Source organism: Acinetobacter sp. RW6 (genome assembly GCF_041956835.1).
In the GTDB taxonomy this organism is placed as follows: domain Bacteria; phylum Pseudomonadota; class Gammaproteobacteria; order Pseudomonadales; family Moraxellaceae; genus Acinetobacter; species Acinetobacter calcoaceticus.
Genome location: NZ_CP167121.1, coordinates 3,054,344 through 3,072,927 on the forward strand (window position 1 = coordinate 3,054,344; position 18,584 = coordinate 3,072,927).

Here is an 18,584-nt window from a genome sequence, read left to right on the forward strand (position 1 = left end):
GACATTATGAAAATTGATAACATTCCTGACTATATTGATCCTAGCCTAAATCTGGAACAAATTCGCGATGAGTGTCATGACCTCATCAAAAAAAGAGCTTACGTCTCAGCAGGAGCGGCAATTGTACCCATTCCTTTTTTAGACGTGGTGATAGATTTGGGAATTTTGTCGTACCTTATTCCAGATATCAATTCCCGTTTTGGCTTAGCACCTGAGCACGTTAGTGTTTACGACCCAAAAACTAAAACAATTCATTGGGATGAATTACGTAAACGCGGTTTTGAATTTTCAGGTTTTGTGGTGGCGCGTACTACTGTTAAAAAGACATTTAATGGCTTTTTGGGCAAAATCGTAACGAAACAGGTGACTAAATTTATACCGCTAGGCGGACAAATTGTAGCAGCAAGTTTAGGCTATTTCATGATGAAAAAAATAGCAGAAACGCATCTGAATGACAGTTACAATCTTGCAAAACGTATTCAGCAAAAAAGCCGTACCACTATTGTAAATTAGTAGATACCTTATGGCTGAGAGCTTAATCTGCTCTCAGCTGTTTTAAAACTGCCTTTAATACTTCTAGACGTGCAGTATATTTATCATCAGTTGCAACAATATTCCAAGGTGCGTATTCAGTACTGGTTCGCTCAAACATATCTGCTGCCGCTTTTAAATAATCGTCCCACTTATCACGATTACGCCAATCCTCTGCGGTAATTTTAAAGCGTTTATGCGGTGTCTCTTCTCTGGCCTTAAAACGTTGCTCTTGTTCATCTTTACTAATTGCCAGCCAAATTTTTACTACAATCGTTTGACTATCAAATAAATCTTTTTCAAAACGATTAATTTCATCATAGGCACGCTGCCACTCTAAAGGCGAAGCAAAACCTTCAACACGTTCAACGAGTACTCGCCCATACCATGTCCGATCAAAGATCGTGATTTTTTCAGCCTCATTAATACGGTTCCAAAAACGCCATAAATAAGGATGACGTGCCTCGTACCGTTCAGGTGCTCCAATACAGTGAATATCATATTCACGCGGGTCTAGATTTTTAACAATTCGTTTAATTGCACCGCCTTTACCAGCAGCATCCATTCCCTCAAAAGCAATCACGACATTGCGTTTATCAAAACGCATTGCATCAGCAATTTTTTTGCTGAGTTTATCGAGCTCTTTTTTATATTCAGCTTTTTCAAGTGGCTCATTAGAAGGTTTTAATAAACTCTCTGGAATTTTAGCTTGTTGCCATTTTCCTTTAACTTCAGTTTCATGGTCAGGAAGTTGACGCATGTGTTGCAAAAGGTATTGAGCAAAAAACTGATCGCGTTGTGTTTCATCTTCGCCATCAATAATGTACCAATCATCGGTAAAACGGCGGCGTAACTTTTGCAAAGTGTCATATTGTTTTTTATTACGCCAGTCTAAGCCGTGGAGCTTATGCCAATGTTGCTCTGACGGGTCAATTTTATCTAAACGTTTTTGCAGTGATTTCCATGAAAGATCGAACCAGACTTTGACCACATCAACATAGTTATTTTTCAAATCTTGTTCGAATGCCCGCATACTTTCAACGTAAGCATCAAATCGCGTCTCATCTAAAGGTTCAGACACATGCGTTGCTGTGACAAGCAAATCGCTATACCAATTGCCAAACATCACCACAATTTGACCTTCGGTAGGAATAAACTCCGAATAAGATTGCCAAAATGCTTCTGTATCTGTCAGCACACGTGGTGCATCTGCTTTTACTCTTAAATATCTTGGATCTAGCCACTCGCGAAGCTGCTTAACCGCCTCGCCTTTTCCAGCCAGTTCAATACCACTCATTAAAATGAGTGTACTTTTAGCATTCGGTTTTCCCCGACTTTCTTTTAGAGCATATTGTGCTTCAATCAAATCGACTGAAAGTTGTTCTTCATCTCGAATTTCAAATTTTGGTTGTTGTTCACTCATAGTCCACAGCTCTAATCATTTATTGTTTAATTTCGATGATCTTTAACTTATGCGGTTAAATGATGAATTGCTATACAAATTATGTCATTGCGACCAAATTCCATCTAAAAATTGACGCATGAATCATTTTTTTTACATCTACTCGCCATAGTACAAGGTTACAATGCCTCTTATGATTTTTTGTAAATAGCCCAATATTAGAGTCTTACATGTCTAAACTCGCTGCTTTTGATGAACTTTTACAACAATATAAAACATTTAATTATCACGACAATCCGGTGCTTGCCCAACGTTTGCAAGATGTACAAACATGGCTAAAAGAGCGGATGAAAGATACACATCACGACTTTTTTAATCTGCCTGAACATAAACTCATGGCACAGTATTTTTTAAATCGTTTATATGGTGGTCCAGAGTTTGATGCCCTTGCAGCACAAATTGACCGTCTATTGAGATATGCACATAAAGCCGAAAAAGTATTGCCTGAGAATGCGATTAAAACTGGAACTAAATCGGTAAGTTTGGCTGTGCTTGCCACTCAGCTTGATGAACAAGTTGCCATGCAACTCCTTGAGGACTATCCGGCTGATACAGTATTAACCGATGAAATCATGCGCTTAACCCTAACCAAACTTGATCAGGCAGAAGCTCGTTATCAGCAACTCGCTCTTCTTGATGATTTAGGTGCAGCATTAGATAAATATATGCGCTCATTTATGATGTTTACGGCCTTTAAAATGTGTAAAGGTATTGCCCAAAAATATCACTTTGAATTGATGTATGATTTTATCCAAGATGGTTTTACTGCGATGAAACCATTAAAATCAGCCGAGACCTTTATCAAGACTTTTACGGAAAAAGAACGCCAGATTATTGAAAATGTACATTCAGGGCATCCGAATCCGTTTAGAGTGTGATAAGGTCGGCACAGAGAAAAAATCAACCTTACGAAGTTGAGATTTTATTCATTATATTTGCATGATGATGCCTGTAAAAATAGACAAAATCTGTCATCATGCAGAACTTATTCCGTTTCACTTGAGTTTGAGTCTAGGAGAGACAATATGTCTAACGAAAACCAAAAGCCAACATCTCCAACTGAGCAGGCACAAAGTTCAGACAAAGTTAGCCCATTCCTAAGCTCACCTTTACCGCAAGGTACCCCTCAAGGGCAACAACAAACTTTACAACAAACCTTAACTGATACACCGGTTAACGGTTCTGTACCGAAATACAATTTACCGCGTGGTGCTGGCAATACTGGCAACGTGGGAGAAACCACACACTTTGGTTTCTCGACTGTTAAAACTGAAGATAAAGCTCAAAAAGTTGCAGAAGTTTTCCATTCGGTTGCAAGCAAATATGACTTGATGAATGACTTGATGTCATTTGGTATTCACCGCCTCTGGAAACGCTTTGCAATTAACATGTCAGGTGTACGCCGTGGTCAACATGTGTTGGACATTGCTGGTGGTACAGGCGACTTAGCAAAAGTATTCAGCCGCGAAGTTGGTCCACAAGGCCATGTCGTTCTTTCAGATATCAATGAGTCAATGCTTAACGTAGGCCGTGACCGTTTGATTGATGCAGGCTGTACCAATGTCGACTTCGTACTTGCCAATGCAGAAACTTTAGAGCCTTTTGCAGATAACAGCTTTGATCTACTCACCATTAGTTTTGGCTTACGTAACGTGACTGATAAAGATGCAGCACTTGCTTCTATGTTCCGTGTGTTAAAGCCAGGCGGTCGTTTGCTTATTCTTGAGTTTTCTAAGCCTGTATTTGAGCCATTCTCAAAACTTTATGACCTCTACTCATTCACTGCTTTACCGATTATGGGTAAATTAGTTGCCAATGATTCAGAGAGTTATAAGTATTTGGCTGAATCAATTCGTATGCATCCAGACCAACGCACCTTAAAAGGTATGATGGAAAATGCTGGCTTCCAAAACTGTGACTATCACAACCTTACTGCTGGTATCGTTGCCGTTCACCGTGGCTTCAAACTGTAAGGGTTAACGATATGTGGTCGATTCTGGCACTCGGTGCAGTCGAACGTATCATTCATCATCTGATCGATCTGGATGCGGTTACTCGCATTCAGCTTAATCAGTTACAGGGCAAAATGTTGCGTGTCGTAATCGACAGTCCGCAACTTTCTGTCGATGTATTCTTTGATCAAGAAAAAGTACGTCTTGAACCTACCGCAACAGGACACAGTGAAAAGCCTTCTATTTTTGAACAACGCCCTTTTGATGAGCAATTCAAAATTTCTGAAGCTACAGCAACTTTGCATGTTAAAGATGCCATTGAGCTGATCAAACTATTGGTCAGCGATCCAGATCAGATTGGCAATATCCCATTACAAGGTGATTATCACCTGTTACAGGATATTCAAAAAATCATGCAACAAGCTGAACCAGATTTAGCTGCGCACTTATCAAGATGGGTGGGTCCTCAACTCGCACACGAAATTGGCAAGATTCAACTTGCACCAAAACATTTAAAACGCTCTCTTCAAAGTCATCTATTTTTTGCTGAAGATGCATTAAAAGAAGATAGCGGTCTATTTGCCCCTCGCTGGGAAATGGATGATTTAACTCAAGCAACGCGCAAGCTTAATCAAGACATTGACCGTCTAGAAGCAAGATTGCAGCAACTCAACGCACAACTACAACCCTCTCAAGACTAGGTAAGACTGTATATGATTCCGCACGTTTCACGTTTACTCGAACTTTGGCGTATTGCAGCGCACTATAGACTCGATACGTTGTTCCCTGCGGATGAATTACCAGTTAAAGCTCAACGTGCATTAAGTGTTATTAAAATGCACCCAGCCGCATGGTCTAGTCGTGAACGTAAAAATCCTTTAAAGCTCAAAGAAGCTTTGGAAGAGATGGGGCCGCTTGCAATTAAGCTTGGGCAATTACTGTCAACCCGACGTGATTTGATTCCACCTGAAATACTCGCTCAATTGGTCTTACTTCAAGATCAGGTAAAACCTTTTGATAGCAATGTTGCCAAACAACGTATTCAAGATTCGTTAAAAGCTGACGTAAATACCTTGTTTGCTCGCTTTGATGACCAGCCATTAGCTGCTGCGTCAATTGCGCAAGTTCATACTGCTGCTTTGCACGATGGCCGTGAAGTCGTTATTAAGGTGACTCGCCCGGACATTCGCAACCAAATTTTGCAAGACTTTGAGATTTTGGCATGGTTAGGCAACACACTAGAAAGCCGCCTTGAAGCTGCTCGTGCGTTGCATCTCACTGAAATTATTCAAGACTACCGCCAGATCATTTTGAACGAGCTGGACTTGAGTATTGAGGCAGATAACACCCGTCGTATGCGCCACTATTTTACTGGCTCAACCATGATGTATGTGCCTGAAGTCTACATGGACACAAAAGATGTCATGGTGGCAGAGCGTATTACAGGTGTTCCTATTTCAGATACGGCGACTTTTGACCGTCTAGGCATGGACCGCGCACAACTTGCAGAAAAAGGATTAACCATTTTCTTCACGCAAGTATTCCGCGATAACTTTTTCCATGCCGATATGCACCCCGGCAATGTCTTTGTAGAAACAATTAACCCAAGCAATCCACGCTTTATTGCGTTGGACTGTGCGATTATGGGTGAGTTATCTAAGCATGACCAGATGACGATTGCCCGCATGTTGCTTGCTGTAATGAACAGCAACTTTATGCAGCTCATTCAAATTGTGCATCAAGCTGGCTGGATTCCACCGGGTACAGACCAAGATGCGTTATCACGTGAAATGCGTCGTACTGTTGGGCCAATGGTATCCAAACCAATGGATCAACTGGATTTTGCTGGCATCTTGATTCAAGTGATGGATATTGCCCGTCGCTTCCATTTAGAGATTCCACCACAACTCATGCTATTGCTAAAGACTTTAGTGCATGTCGAAGGTCTAGGTACCGATCTTTATCCGCAGCTCGACATCTGGAAATTGGCAAAACCCATTTTGACTGAATGGGTCAAAGCCAACATGAACCCAGTCAAAAATATAAAAGAGTTAGGACAGCAACTACCTGACCTGCTTTTAGGTGCTCAAGATTTCCCAAGCTTAATTGTTGATAGTTTAAATGGTTTAAAAAATCAGTCTGCTTGGCAAGACCGTCAGTTACGCGAAATGCAGCAACTTCGTTTGCAAATGGAACATCAACAGCGCCGTAGCTGGATGTTCGGCAGTACTATGCTGATTTTACTAACCATCGCTATTATTAGTCCGTGGTTCGTTTCGGTTATTTTGATTGTGCTGAGTAGCTTATTAGCACTTTGGCGAGTGATGAAATAACATTTAAATCCCTTGCAATCGCAAGGGATTTTTCTATGACAATAATTTAATTTTAAAAAATTTTTCTAGATCAGTGATAAGTTCATTGTTAAATTGAACCTATAAATACTTCAAAAGAATAAACAATGAAAACACCTCATTTTGCCATTATCGGTGCTGGTACAGCAGGTTTAGCAACTGCGATTTTGCTCGCCCGCGAAGGCAATAATGTGACTATTTTTGAACAAGTTGATGAATTATCTCCGGTAGGTGCAGGTCTTTTACTACAGCCTGCAGGGTTAGCCGTATTTGAACATCTTGGTGTAATTGATGAAGCCTTAACACTAGGTGCAAAAGTCACAGGTTTAGAAGGGCAACTTCCTGATAAACGCCTTTTAGTAAATAGTCACTATCATGAAGCTTCAACAAATCTTTATGGTTTAGGTATTCACCGTTCTACTTTATGTCACGTTCTTACTCAAAAACTTTCTCAATATTCAAGTCACATTACTTGGCGTATGAGCCACATAATTGAAAGACTTGAAGAACACCCTAATGAAATTCGGGTCTTTGGCTTTAATCACAACCAAAAGTTTGATGATTGCTTTGATGCGGTCTTAATTGCCAATGGCGCTCGTAGTCAATTGCGACCAAAAGCATGGGTAAAAGTCGATCAAGCTTATCCATGGGGTGCTGCTTGGAGTATCGTGCCTGAATGTTTAGCACTGAATCCCCAAATTCTGCATCAATTTTATGATCGCTCTAAAATCATGATGGGGATTTTACCTACAGGGGCAATCCCTTCTGCACCCGAGCAACGACTTGCGAGTGTATTTTGGAGCCTACCTACTGCACAATTATCTACATTTTTGAAAGACGAGCAGTCAAAACAGACTTGGTTAAACCAAGTTTCAGAGCGCTGGCCTGATGTAGCAGAATGGTTACAACAGATTTTGTACAACAATCAAATTCAACCTAAATGGCTATCTGCCCAATACCGTGATGTGGTGATGACTCAATTTGGACAAGGCCGAATTGGTGTTATTGGTGATGCTGCTCATGCTATGAGCCCTCAACTGGGACAAGGCGCAAATATGGCTTTATTGGATGCTTGGGCTTTTTCTCAATCATTGCAACTTGCCCAAAAGAACCAAAATATTGACTGGTCACTACTCTGGCAGCACTATCATCAACATCGTCGCTCTTCCACCCAGTTTTATCAATTCCTCAGTCGCTTATTAACACCACTTTATCAATCTGACCATTGGTGGGCGGGAGGTGTAAGAGATCTCATTTTCCCTTGGATGTATCAGATCCCTTATTTTCGAAAAGAAATGGCAATCACAGTTTCTGGCTTAAAAACAGGTCTATTTCAACAACTCGATTATCAGAAAATTGCTCAATATTGCGAAAAAGAAAATGTACTTAATTCAAAAAGTGAATCTCTTCCCGACTATTAACCTCACAAAAGAATAGCGAGTTATATATGAAAATCAGCCACCTTGATCATCTCGTTTTAACCGTTGCAGATATTGAAAACACCTGTAATTTCTATCAAACAGTATTAGGGTTTGAGGTCATTACGTTTAAAGGTGATAGAAAAGCCTTAAAGTTTGGGCGTCAAAAAATTAATTTGCATCAACTAGGCAAAGAATTTGAACCAAAGGCATTACATCCAACTTCTGGATCTGCTGATCTGTGTTTTATTTCAGAAACACCAATTTCAGAGGTCGTTACACACCTTAATAAGTTAAATATTCAAATTGAAGAAGGCCCCGTTGAACGTACTGGTGCAATGCACCCTATTCTCTCAGTTTATATACGTGATCCAGATCAAAATTTGATTGAGATTTCCAATATTCTCACTTCAGAAATATCTAAATAACGTACTGACAAGTAATGAGAGTAAGCTGTTTGTTAGCCTGACACAGAGAAAAAGCGTAAAGAATTTTTCCGCAAAGTGACGTTCATGCCGTACACTATACAAGCTATTTTTTAGCATCTGACTTAAATCAATTTATAGTTCATATTTCTTTGGTGATTCCTCATGAATAACACGCAATGGCTCGATGAAGTAAAATTTAACGAACAAGGTCTTATCCCTGCCATTGCTCAACATCATCAAACCGGACGCATTTTGATGGTGGCGTGGATGAACCGTGAAGCACTCGCGCTAACAGCGGAAAAAAATCAGGCTGTTTACTTCTCTCGCTCTCGCCAAAAACTCTGGCACAAGGGTGAAGAATCAGGCCATTTCCAAACAGTTTATGAAATTCGTCTGGACTGCGATGCCGATGTCATTGTGTTACAAATTGAACAGCACGGCGGTATTGCATGTCATACAGGTCGTGAGTCTTGTTTCTACCGTAAACTTACCCCACAAGGTTGGGAAATTGTCGATGCACAGTTAAAAGACCCTACTGCAATTTACGGTGAAAATGCTAAAACAGAAGCTCACGATCATGCCCATACCACTGAACAAGTTGATGTACTTGCTCATTTAGGTCAATTGATGCAAGAGCGGAAGCAAGCGGAAGCAGATACCTCTTATGTTGCCAGCCTCTATAAAAAAGGCATCAATAAAATTTTAGAAAAAGTCGGCGAAGAAAGTGTAGAAACCATTATTGCTGCTAAAGATTTTGCAGTTCAAGATTCAGAAGCTCACTTAAACGATCTCGTTTATGAAACAGCCGATTTATGGTTCCATACTATTGTCATGTTGGGTTATTTCGATCTTAATCCACAACTTATTATTGACGAATTAGCTCGTCGTCAGGGTTTATCTGGTTTAGTTGAAAAAGCTAACCGCAACAAGGTATAAAATCACTCAGTGTCGAATATTGAAAAACCTAAAGCTACCTATGAGCAAGCGATTGCCATAGACAACGCACGTCTTGGGCAATCATTTAAAGTGATTGCCTATGCAGGTACAGGTAAAACTACTACTTTACAAATGATTAGCGATGCCATGCCTGAGCGGCGCGGTATGTATTTGGCATTTAATAAAGCGATTGCTGGTGAAGCCCAAAACAAATTTCATCGCAATGTCGACTGCCGTACTTTTCACTCACTTGCTTTTCGTAGCGTGCCACGTGGCGTAACTGACAAATTACGTCTACCGCGCTTAAGTCCAAGTTTTATTGCTAAAGAATATCGACTAGAGCCGATTACTTTACGACGCATGATGGGTGGGCGTTACGAGAAATATGTCTTAATGCCAAGCCGACTAGCGAGTCTTGTCGCAAATGCGGTAGGTTACTTCTGTTCAACGAGTTCTCAATACCCTGCACCTCGCCATATTCAAGCACCGAATTGGTTACATCCAGATGATATTATCGAATTACAAAAGCATCTTTATCCTGCTGTAGAACGTCGTTGGCTAGAGTCGATTGACTCGAATCATCAAGCCGGAATTGGCCATGATATTTACCTTAAACTTTGGGCATTATCTGAACCGAACATTCCTAGTGATTATGTGTTATTTGATGAAGCACAAGATGCCGACCCTTTAATGCTGGGTATTTTGCTTCGACAAAAAAATACGCAGGTCATTTATGTGGGCGATGCTCATCAGCAAATTTATGCATGGCGTGGCGCAATTAATGCTATGCAGCAATTACCATTACCTGAATCTCGTCTAACCACGTCTTTTCGTTTTGGTGAAACAATTGCTGACGTTGCCAATGCGTTACTGGGTGGCTTAAATGAGACTGTTCCTCTACTTGGCAATCCGAACCAGAAATCAAGTGTAGTTAATAAACCTCACACTAAAATGCGTGACGCAATTTTATGTCGCACTAATGCCCGTGCAATGGAACTTTTGTTGGCAGGTTTAGTTCATGGCGATAAGGTAAGTTTGCAAGCAGACCATCAAAAACTAAACCGTTTTGTAGATGCTGCAAGCCTCTTGAAACAAGGCAAACGTGTCACCGATGTTCCTGAGTTAGCATGGTTCAATTCATGGCATGATGTTCATGAATACTGTGAAACCAATGAAGGTAGTGACATTAAACCTTTGGTTAAATTGGTTGATGATCACGGGACTGACCCATTAAAGAAAGCACTTGCAAAGATTACACCCATTGAGCAAGCTGATTATGTCATCTCTACAGCCCACAAAGCGAAAGGGTTAGAATGGAACCGCGTTCATATTGAAGATGACTATCAATTTAAAATTAATGGCTTAGAACACAAGATTACAGATGAAGAGTTAAGATTACTTTACGTTGCCTGTACTCGTGCTAAAGTAAGTTTAAATATCCATCATCTTTATGATCTGATACAACAATTAAAACTAAGGGCGCCTTTAAGTCTTCGTCAATCGGTTGGTTGAAGCGCTCATACTTAGGTGAGCCTATGAAACTTGAATCGATCCAATTTAAACATATTGCTTTATTTCAAGATCTTAAAATACAGTTTCAATATGAAAAACAGCCTATTACCTTAATTTTAGGTGAACAAGCAACTGGTAAAAGTATGTTACTCAAACATACTTACCATGCTTTAACTTGGTTCCCTGCCCGTCTTAAAGATTTACGTAGCCCTGGTATTGTCATGCCTGATCAAGACATTACTCAGTCGCGCCTACAATCAAGAATCGAAGTGACCATTCAAGTTCCAGCAGAAATTGGTCATTTACCAGAATCTACCTCTGCCCAACAGGTGGATTCTTCTCTGTGTAGCTGGAAACTTTTTAAAACTCTAAATTCAAGTGGTATTGGGATAAGCCAAGTTGAAACGCAGCAACTTGATCAAACTATGGCCCTTTATCAGCAAGTCACAAAAAAAGATCCACTACAAGGATTGCCCTTAGTCGCTTACTACCCAGCCGAGCGATTTGTAAATGATATTAATCTGCTGAATAAAAATTTACCCGGCATTACTCAATCGATTTCAGCCTATGACATTAGCCCACTGCCATTTACAACATTTACCCGTTTTTTTGAATGGCTACGTGAAATTAGCGATATAGAAAATGCTCAAGCTGCACATCTCGTACAACGTATTATTTCTAAACAATCAGATCAGCAAGACCAGACGGAACTATTAAATGAGCTTCAAAAAGAGTTATCAGGGCAGCCTAAACAGCTCACCTCCCCGAATCTCTATGCACTGAAAAATGCATTAAATATTGTTCTGCCTGAACTTAAAGACCTATATTTGCAATATCAACCTCGGCTCCAGCTCATGGTTGACTATGAAGGTCAAACCCTACCGTTTCAGCAGCTTTCCAACACCACAAAAACTTGGATTGCGTTGGTAGGCGATGTAGCCCGTAGACTCTGTTTACTTAATCCCTTAAGTTTAAATCCTTGCCTCGAAGGTGACGGGGTTTTATTGATTGATCAGATTGATGCACAGCTCGACTCCACACATTGCACAGAAATCTTGAATCGGCTTCATCAGGCATTCCCACGCTTACAAATTATTGCAACAGGAAGTCGTGAGGAATTACTTGAACATGCTTCCAACTATCAATGTTTAAAATTAGAAAATGGTAAAGTTAGCCATCTTGATTTAAATACAACCAAGCAACAGCTTGAAAACATCTATACATTGCTACAAAGAAGCGAACCATTAACGCAGTCTATAGAGGCACAACCTCTTAGCTTAATTGATCCAACACCATCTCCAGCACAAATTGGTGTTTTATTTCAGCAAATCCAAAATCTAAATGAGCAACAAAAAAATGAATTGCTCCGCATGATTCATGCTGGCGACACACCAGAAGAAAGCCCTTCTGTTTAAATTTTATGACCCATTTACTCTATTTTTATAGTGAAATTCGGCCTCACACAATATAGAGTTTAAGCAGGATTTTTAGGCTCTAAAATCACTAGATGTTGTTACTACATGTAATAACATCAGATTTTTACTGCTTTTTTAGTGTACAATAAATTTCATTTTGCGTTTTTATTCTTCAAGTTGCGCAATACAACTTGTTTCTCGCTTTATTTTTCTAATTTGGTTGGGCTTTCAGAATACAAGCCTTGGAAATCTCTTTGAATTCCTATCTGTTCTGAAATTAAAATTTCACTTTTAGGTCTCGGCCTAAATCACATATGGATACGAGTGTGCTACCGATAATTATCTTATTACCGTTAATATTAGGCACCACCCTTGTTTCATTGCTTCAACGGTTCTCGCGTGGAGTAACGGCTTTAGGGGCAATCGGAGTCAGTTTAACCAGTTTTGGTTTATTACTGGCTCAAGCAAAAACTGTGCTTGGTGGTGCAAGCATTCAACAGAGCTGGGATTGGTTACCTCAATTAGGAATTAATCTAAGCTTCAGACTCGATGCTCTTGGTTTACTATTTTCTCTACTTATTACCGGTATCGGTACCCTCATTTATATATACGCCTATTACTATCTTGGCCCTAAAAATTCTTTAAGCAAACTATATGCTTTACTCATGCTGTTTATGGCAGCAATGCTGGGTATTTCGCTCTCTAATAATCTTATTATTTTATTAGTCTTTTGGGAGCTCACCAGTATTTCATCTTTTTTATTAGTGGGTTACTGGAGTCATTATGAAGCTGCTCAACGCGGCTCTCGAATGGCACTCACCATTACAGGGATGGGCGGTTTGGCGTTATTGGGTGGATTTGTTCTATTAGGACAAATCACTGGAACCTATGAAATTAATGACATCATGGGTATGAAAGATGCCATTCAAGCCCATTCCCTATTTATTCCAATGTTATTGCTTATTTTGCTTGGTGCATTTACGAAGAGTGCTCAGTTTCCATTTCATTTTTGGTTACCCAATGCAATGGCTGCGCCCACTCCGGTGTCTGCCTACCTACACTCTGCAACCATGGTAAAAGCCGGGATCTTTCTACTTGCCCGCTTATTGCCAATTTTTGTAGGCGCTGCGATCTATCACAATATCGTGACGTTTGTCGGCCTATTTACACTTTGTATGGCCGCATGTTTTGCCATTTTCAAAGAAGACTTAAAAGGGCTACTGGCGTATTCAACAATTAGCCATTTAGGTCTTATTGTCTGTTTGCTAGGTATCGGTTCGCCTTTAGCAGTTGCTGCTGCCATTTTTCATATTATTAACCATGCGACATTTAAAGCAGCTCTGTTTATGCTTGCAGGGATTATTGATCATGAAACTGGTACACGTGATCTTCGAAAACTCAGTGGTATTTGGCAATTACTTCCTTTTACAGCCACATTAACCATGATCACCGCTGCTTCTATGGCAGGGGTACCACTCACCAATGGCTTTATTTCTAAAGAGATGTTCTTTACCGAGCTATTGGCGAATCTTTCAGGTTCAACGGTTATCTTTGCCAGCATTATTGCAACTCTGGCTGGTATCTTTGCAGTAAGTTATTCAATTCGCTTAGTGCATGGTGTGTTTTTTGACGGCCCAATTGGTAAACAAGTTCCAAATAAAAATGCACATGAACCCCCGATCGGCATGCGTTCGCCAGCCATTCTTCTTGCTGTGCTATGTATCTTGGTTGGAATTCTACCTTCTTTATTGGTAGAACCACTGGTCAATAGCGTAACAAGAGCAAGCTTGATGCAACCAGAATTTGTAGGAACTCATCTTGCAATCTGGCACGGATTCAATGCTCCTCTCGTGATGAGTATTATTGCTTTAGTGGGTGGCACACTCTTCTATTTTGCTTTGGCAAAAGATGGCATGATTCGTAAAATTGACCTTGACCCACGTCTTGGCAGATTACAAGGTCGTATTTTATTTGATTTATTTTTAAAACACCTGTTGCTCACCAGCCGAAAAATCAAACAAAAAACTGAAAATGGCTCATTGCAAAGTTACTTGTTCTTGATCATTGCTTTTAGCATCATCATGGTCACCATGCCGCTACTTAATCAAGGGCTCACCACAGGCACACGTGAACTCACTCATGCCCCATGGATTGCCATCGTTCTCTGGCTGACCTTATTCTCGGGTTGCTGGATGATGCTATGGTTCCACCATGAACGTATTAAAGCAGTCCTCATTAGTGGTGCAATTGGTCTGGTTGTAACGATGGTATTTGTCACCATGTCAGCTCCAGATTTGGCATTGACCCAAATTACTGTGGATGTTGTAACCACTGTTCTTTTATTAATGAGTTTGTCTTTACTTCCACAGCTAACGCCTTATGAATCTCTGCGCTCAAGACGTTTAAGAGATGCCGCTTTAGCGATTGTTGGAGGCTTAGGGATAGGCTGGATTACGTGGCTGATTTTAACCCGTGATCATAATTCGATTTCATGGTTCTTTGCCCAACAATCTTTACCACTCGGTGGTGGTTCAAATATTGTAAATGTCATTTTAGTTGACTTCCGTGGTTTCGATACCTTTGGTGAAATTACGGTACTAGGAATTGCGGCTATTGGTTCACTTTGCCTCATGGATGGCATGCGTGTACATGGTACAACCATGACCCAAGGTCTCACCTACCGTTTTAATCCATCTCCGCTCATGTTCCGTATTACAGCCTCTTGGGTATTGCCATTAGCGCTTGTCGTGAGTGTTTATATCTTTATGCGCGGCCATAACTATCCAGGCGGTGGCTTCATTGCAGGTCTAATCACCTCAATGGCGTTAATCATCCAATATATTGCCCTAGGTCAAGACCAAACTGAACAATTACTCAAAGCAAAATCAGGGCGTCTTTACGAAGTCTGGATTGGTTCAGGTTTAACAATTGCTGGGCTTACTGGTGTAGCTGCATGGTTCTGGTTACGCCCATTCCTTACCAGCGCGCACGTGTATGTTGAATTACCAATTTTAGGAAAACTACATTTGGCTTCAGCTGCAAGTTTTGACTTAGGCGTTTATATCACCGTTGTTGGTGCAACGATGTTGCTCATCTCTGTATTGGGAGACTCTCGCCACTCAAGTATGTCTGGTCCTGTAGTACCACATAGGGAGGAATCATCATGATCAGTTTAGAATTCTTATTGGCTTCTGCTATTGGTTTACTTGTTGCCACAGGTATTTATCTGATTTTACGTGCTCGTACTTTCCCTGTCGTGCTTGGGTTAGCTGTAATTGGCTATGCTGTAAACCTATTTTTATTTGCTATGGGCCGATTACAAATCAGCTCACAAGCAATTTTAACTGAAACAACAAAAATAACCGATCCACTTCCTCAAGCGCTGGTATTAACAGCTATTGTGATCGGTTTTGCAACCACCGCTTTTATTGTACAACTGGCGCTGCGTAGCCGTTATGAGTCAGGTAGTGATCATGTTGATGCTAAAGAAGACATCTCTCCAACATACGACCCACGCGAGGATGAGCCGTAATGTTTGATTTTTTATCTTTCTGGCAAGAACATGCGCCTATTTTTAGCATTCTCATCCCGGCATTTACTGCTTTTATATTATTACTGCTCGGCAACCCGGGAGCTGGTGCTTTAAACAATGATTGGCGACAGCCATGGCGTCGTGGCATTAGTCTTGTTTCCGCAATTGCAGGATTAATTACCGCAATTGTTTATCTGAGCTTTGCCAGCACTGGCCAGATTACCATTTACCAACTCAGTGAATGGTCAGCACCGTTTGGCATTGTACTCGTATTAGATCGTCTTTCTGCTTTTATGCTGGTACTGACCTATGCATTAGCAGTGCCGGTTTTATGGTATGCAAGCGACAATTGGGATACCCGTGGTCGCTATTTCCATGCCATGGTTCATTTCTTGTTAATGGGTATCTGCGGAGCATTTTTAACAGGCGATTTATTTAACCTTTTCGTCTTTTTTGAAATTTTGTTGATGGCTTCGTATGTTCTGCTTTTACATGGACAAGGCAAGCCACGCTTTCAGCTAGGTGTTCACTACGTCATTATCAATCTATTAGCCTCTGCCCTATTCTTAATTGGCCTTGGTATGATTTATGGTAGTGTGGGTAGCCTCAACATGGTGGATGTTTCACGTCTTATCCCCACACTCGAAGCAGATCAACATAAATTAGCCGTAGCAGGTGCCTTACTTTTATTTGTAGTGTTTGGCATTAAAGCAGCCATGCTTCCTGTAGGTTTTTGGCTACCAAAAACTTATGCTATTGCAAGTACGCCTGTAGCTGCAATTTTCACCATTATGACCAAGGTCGGTATATATTCGATTTTGCGTGTGAATGGAACTGTATTTGACGATGCGCTTAGTCAAGAAATCTTAAAAAGCTGGTTACTTCCTATTGGTTTAATTACATCACTCTATGGTGTGATTGGAGCAATTGGAGCAGATCGATTACGTCGCTTTGTCGGGTTTATGGTGCTTTCTTCAATTGGCACCTTGCTCACGGCAATTGCCATGTCGAATACACAAGCATGGTCTGGCGCATTATATTACTTAGTGCACAGTACACTGATTGGAGCAGCTTTTTATCTATTTTGTGGATGGATAACCTCACAACGTGGAGATTTTAAAGATCATTTAAAAGTTGCCCCAAGAATCAAACAAGAAAAAGCGGCTATGCTGACTTATTTCTTGATTGCCATGATGCTCGCGGGTTTACCACCTTTTAGTGGTTTCCTTGGAAAAGTATTTATTTTGCAAGCGACAGTTGAAACCAGCTACCAAGGCTGGATTATTGGTGTTGTGCTTGTTGTAAGCCTATTAAGTATTATTGCCCTAACACGTGTTGGTTTTATCTTGTTCTGGCGAGCAACACCTCCTGAACAAGATCCAATCCATCCCGCTTATATTCTTTATCAAGCCTTACCAGAACGAGCACCACCACGTAATGATAAAGTCATCTATGTGTTACTTGTTGGCTTAATGGCTTTTGTCGTATTTGCTGCACCTATTCAGCATTACACATTAAGTACTGCCCAGCAGATCCAAGACCATGCGCTTTACCAACGTACTATTCTTAAAGTAGATCAAAATGGTGAATTTATCAGCGTGCAACCATTTGATCCCGCTTACCTACCAGAAACTAAATATGGGGGTGAAGTTGAAGATCATAATGCTTACCTCATTCCTGATATTATTTCGAAAGATACCTTTAATGGTGAACATATTTCAGAATATAAACATCGACAAATTCAGCAACAGGACAAACTACAAACGCCTACCATTGTTGATGAAAGTCAATTGAAACCTATGGAGCCATAACAATGCAGTTATCTCATTTGCTTGAACGCTGGTTTCCACATCCATTTGTTTCCGTTCTTATCATTTTATTTTGGCTGATGCTGTCACATAGTCTTGATGCCAGTGATCTTTTGACGGCTGTGCTTTTAGGCTTGATCATTCCTCGTTTAGTCAAACCGTTTATTACCCGCACACCACATATTCACTGGAAACCTGCTGTTAAATTATGCTTTGTAGTTCTTTGGGATATTGTGATTTCTAACTTTCGAGTAGCAAAGCTCGTTTTAGGACCTACCAAAAATTTACATCCTAAATGGTATCGTGTGCCACTAGAAACAGAACATGAGCAGGTCAATACCTTACTGGCAATGATCATTACGACAACGCCAGGTACTGTCTCTGCTGGTATTGATCAGGAACGTGGAGATATTTTGGTTCACGCCTTGAGCACGGATGATACCGAATCTGACATTCAAGACATCAAACAACGTTATGAAATTCCACTTATGGAAATTTTTGATGTAAAAAGCGAAACGGAGGCAAGTGTATGACAATCCTACCCTATGCTCTAGGTATTAGCTTAATTGCCATTACAATCTCTATGCTACTTTGTCTTTTCCGAATGGTAATCGGTCCATCAATTGTAGATCGACTTTTAGCACTCGATACTCTTTTCTTAAATGCAACTTGCCTCATTGTTGTGCTAGGCATTTACTGGATGACCACCTCTTTATTTGAAGGAGCGCTACTGGTTGCTATGCTAGGCTTTGTGTCTACAGCAGCTTTAGCTCGTTACTTCACAACCGGTCATGTTGTCGATTAAGGAGAGATCAAAATGCAGTTTGTAATGGAAATTATTGTTTCGGTCTTTCTGGTTTTTGGCGCTTTCTTTATGTTAGTCGGCTCAATTGGTATGGTCCGCTTACCTGACTTATTCATGCGCTTACATGCACCCACAAAATCAAGTACGTTAGGATTAGGCAGCTTCTTGATTGCTTCCATGATCTTTTTTGCTTTTCAAGGCCGTTTTGGTTTTGCCGAGCTACTGATCACACTTTTAGCTTTTATTACCGCACCGGTTTCAGCAAATTTAATTGCTCAAGCTGCGCTACATTTACGTTTGCGCTCGCTTAGTGGAGAAGTTCCTGAAGCAATTGAACGCCCTTTGCCTTGGGATCGTTATAAAATTGGACAGCGTTTCTCGCAAAATAAACCTCCTATGGACCCTCCTAAAGAGTAGGCGAAAAAACCAACCAA

Annotated in this window: 17 protein-coding genes; 16 read left to right on the forward strand and 1 reads right to left on the reverse strand. The window is 40.6% G+C overall.

The genetic code is table 11. The features are described 5' to 3' along the window. Positions 1-6: 6 nt before the first annotated feature. Positions 7-513, forward strand: coding sequence for a hypothetical protein (locus tag ACB088_RS14430; protein WP_005045071.1), 507 nt, complete (start codon positions 7-9; stop codon positions 511-513). Positions 514-535: 22 nt separating this feature from the next. Here ACB088_RS14430 and ACB088_RS14435 read toward each other — a convergent pair whose 3' ends face one another. Next, entirely contained in the window at positions 536-1,954 is a 1,419-nt protein-coding gene (locus tag ACB088_RS14435; RefSeq protein ID WP_375037287.1) for a phosphate--AMP phosphotransferase, read from the reverse strand. A 209-nt stretch (positions 1,955-2,163) separates the two neighbouring features. Between ACB088_RS14435 and ACB088_RS14440 the strand changes: the two genes are divergently transcribed. The 15 genes from ACB088_RS14440 (at position 2,164) to ACB088_RS14510 (ending at position 18,567) form a co-directional block, all read left to right on the forward strand. Beyond that, the gene (locus tag ACB088_RS14440) at positions 2,164-2,871 is read left to right on the forward strand and encodes a hypothetical protein (RefSeq protein ID WP_375037288.1); all 708 of its coding nucleotides are present in this window, start codon (positions 2,164-2,166) and stop codon (positions 2,869-2,871) included. Positions 2,872-3,018: 147 nt separating this feature from the next. Continuing rightward, positions 3,019-3,966, forward strand: a complete 948-nt coding sequence (gene ubiE / locus ACB088_RS14445) for a bifunctional demethylmenaquinone methyltransferase/2-methoxy-6-polyprenyl-1,4-benzoquinol methylase UbiE (RefSeq protein WP_004640878.1) — start codon at positions 3,019-3,021, stop codon at positions 3,964-3,966. Positions 3,967-3,977: 11 nt separating this feature from the next. Beyond that, complete coding sequence (locus ACB088_RS14450; RefSeq protein WP_375037289.1) at positions 3,978-4,646, forward strand: SCP2 domain-containing protein; 669 nt, start codon at positions 3,978-3,980, stop codon at positions 4,644-4,646. 12 nt (positions 4,647-4,658) lie between these two features. Beyond that, positions 4,659-6,278, forward strand: a complete 1,620-nt coding sequence (locus ACB088_RS14455) for an AarF/UbiB family protein (RefSeq protein ID WP_209831464.1) — start codon at positions 4,659-4,661, stop codon at positions 6,276-6,278. A gap of 125 nt (positions 6,279-6,403) precedes the next feature. After that, positions 6,404-7,717, forward strand: a complete 1,314-nt coding sequence (locus tag ACB088_RS14460) for an FAD-dependent oxidoreductase (protein ID WP_375037290.1) — start codon at positions 6,404-6,406, stop codon at positions 7,715-7,717. A 26-nt stretch (positions 7,718-7,743) separates the two neighbouring features. Then, positions 7,744-8,142 (forward strand): VOC family protein, encoded by a 399-nt coding sequence (locus tag ACB088_RS14465; RefSeq protein ID WP_375037291.1) that lies wholly within the window; start codon positions 7,744-7,746, stop codon positions 8,140-8,142. Between the two features lie 162 nt (positions 8,143-8,304). Further along, positions 8,305-9,078 (forward strand): bifunctional phosphoribosyl-AMP cyclohydrolase/phosphoribosyl-ATP diphosphatase HisIE, encoded by a 774-nt coding sequence (hisIE, locus tag ACB088_RS14470; protein WP_005037164.1) that lies wholly within the window; start codon positions 8,305-8,307, stop codon positions 9,076-9,078. Positions 9,079-9,087: 9 nt separating this feature from the next. After that, on the forward strand, positions 9,088-10,590 hold the full coding sequence (locus ACB088_RS14475) for a UvrD-helicase domain-containing protein (RefSeq protein ID WP_375037292.1): 1,503 nt from the start codon (positions 9,088-9,090) through the stop codon (positions 10,588-10,590). A gap of 23 nt (positions 10,591-10,613) precedes the next feature. Then, entirely contained in the window at positions 10,614-12,005 is a 1,392-nt protein-coding gene (locus ACB088_RS14480; RefSeq protein ID WP_375037293.1) for an AAA family ATPase, read from the forward strand. A 314-nt stretch (positions 12,006-12,319) separates the two neighbouring features. Continuing rightward, positions 12,320-15,172 (forward strand): monovalent cation/H+ antiporter subunit A, encoded by a 2,853-nt coding sequence (locus ACB088_RS14485; RefSeq protein ID WP_375037294.1) that lies wholly within the window; start codon positions 12,320-12,322, stop codon positions 15,170-15,172. Further along, positions 15,169-15,537 carry a Na+/H+ antiporter subunit C gene (locus ACB088_RS14490; protein WP_005037171.1) on the forward strand — a complete coding sequence of 123 codons (369 nt, stop codon included), beginning with the start codon at positions 15,169-15,171 and terminating at the stop codon, positions 15,535-15,537. Before ACB088_RS14485 ends, ACB088_RS14490 begins: the two co-directional genes overlap by 4 nt. Next, entirely contained in the window at positions 15,537-17,348 is a 1,812-nt protein-coding gene (locus ACB088_RS14495; protein ID WP_375037295.1) for a monovalent cation/H+ antiporter subunit D, read from the forward strand. The genes ACB088_RS14490 and ACB088_RS14495 overlap by 1 nt, the downstream gene beginning before the upstream one ends. Before the next feature lie 2 nt (positions 17,349-17,350). Beyond that, positions 17,351-17,878 carry a Na+/H+ antiporter subunit E gene (locus tag ACB088_RS14500; RefSeq protein ID WP_005037176.1) on the forward strand — a complete coding sequence of 176 codons (528 nt, stop codon included), beginning with the start codon at positions 17,351-17,353 and terminating at the stop codon, positions 17,876-17,878. After that, entirely contained in the window at positions 17,875-18,150 is a 276-nt protein-coding gene (locus tag ACB088_RS14505) for a monovalent cation/H+ antiporter subunit F (RefSeq protein ID WP_005037177.1), read from the forward strand. The genes ACB088_RS14500 and ACB088_RS14505 overlap by 4 nt, the downstream gene beginning before the upstream one ends. A 12-nt stretch (positions 18,151-18,162) precedes the next feature. Then, the gene (locus ACB088_RS14510; RefSeq protein WP_005037179.1) at positions 18,163-18,567 is read left to right on the forward strand and encodes a Na+/H+ antiporter subunit G; all 405 of its coding nucleotides are present in this window, start codon (positions 18,163-18,165) and stop codon (positions 18,565-18,567) included. Positions 18,568-18,584: the final 17 nt, after the last annotated feature.

What these genes read in the sequence shown, in the direction of transcription:
- ACB088_RS14430 (WP_005045071.1), top strand. Translation starts at nt 7, where the DNA reads ATGAAAATTGATAACATTCCTGACTATATTGATCCTAGCCTAAATCTG.
- ACB088_RS14435 (WP_375037287.1), bottom strand. Translation starts at nt 1,954, where the DNA reads ATGAGTGAACAACAACCAAAATTTGAAATTCGAGATGAAGAACAACTT.
- ACB088_RS14440 (WP_375037288.1), top strand. Translation starts at nt 2,164, where the DNA reads ATGTCTAAACTCGCTGCTTTTGATGAACTTTTACAACAATATAAAACA.
- ubiE (WP_004640878.1), top strand. Translation starts at nt 3,019, where the DNA reads ATGTCTAACGAAAACCAAAAGCCAACATCTCCAACTGAGCAGGCACAA.
- ACB088_RS14450 (WP_375037289.1), top strand. Translation starts at nt 3,978, where the DNA reads ATGTGGTCGATTCTGGCACTCGGTGCAGTCGAACGTATCATTCATCAT.
- ACB088_RS14455 (WP_209831464.1), top strand. Translation starts at nt 4,659, where the DNA reads ATGATTCCGCACGTTTCACGTTTACTCGAACTTTGGCGTATTGCAGCG.
- ACB088_RS14460 (WP_375037290.1), top strand. Translation starts at nt 6,404, where the DNA reads ATGAAAACACCTCATTTTGCCATTATCGGTGCTGGTACAGCAGGTTTA.
- ACB088_RS14465 (WP_375037291.1), top strand. Translation starts at nt 7,744, where the DNA reads ATGAAAATCAGCCACCTTGATCATCTCGTTTTAACCGTTGCAGATATT.
- hisIE (WP_005037164.1), top strand. Translation starts at nt 8,305, where the DNA reads ATGAATAACACGCAATGGCTCGATGAAGTAAAATTTAACGAACAAGGT.
- ACB088_RS14480 (WP_375037293.1), top strand. Translation starts at nt 10,614, where the DNA reads ATGAAACTTGAATCGATCCAATTTAAACATATTGCTTTATTTCAAGAT.
- ACB088_RS14485 (WP_375037294.1), top strand. Translation starts at nt 12,320, where the DNA reads ATGGATACGAGTGTGCTACCGATAATTATCTTATTACCGTTAATATTA.
- ACB088_RS14490 (WP_005037171.1), top strand. Translation starts at nt 15,169, where the DNA reads ATGATCAGTTTAGAATTCTTATTGGCTTCTGCTATTGGTTTACTTGTT.
- ACB088_RS14495 (WP_375037295.1), top strand. Translation starts at nt 15,537, where the DNA reads ATGTTTGATTTTTTATCTTTCTGGCAAGAACATGCGCCTATTTTTAGC.
- ACB088_RS14500 (WP_005037176.1), top strand. Translation starts at nt 17,351, where the DNA reads ATGCAGTTATCTCATTTGCTTGAACGCTGGTTTCCACATCCATTTGTT.
- ACB088_RS14505 (WP_005037177.1), top strand. Translation starts at nt 17,875, where the DNA reads ATGACAATCCTACCCTATGCTCTAGGTATTAGCTTAATTGCCATTACA.
- ACB088_RS14510 (WP_005037179.1), top strand. Translation starts at nt 18,163, where the DNA reads ATGCAGTTTGTAATGGAAATTATTGTTTCGGTCTTTCTGGTTTTTGGC.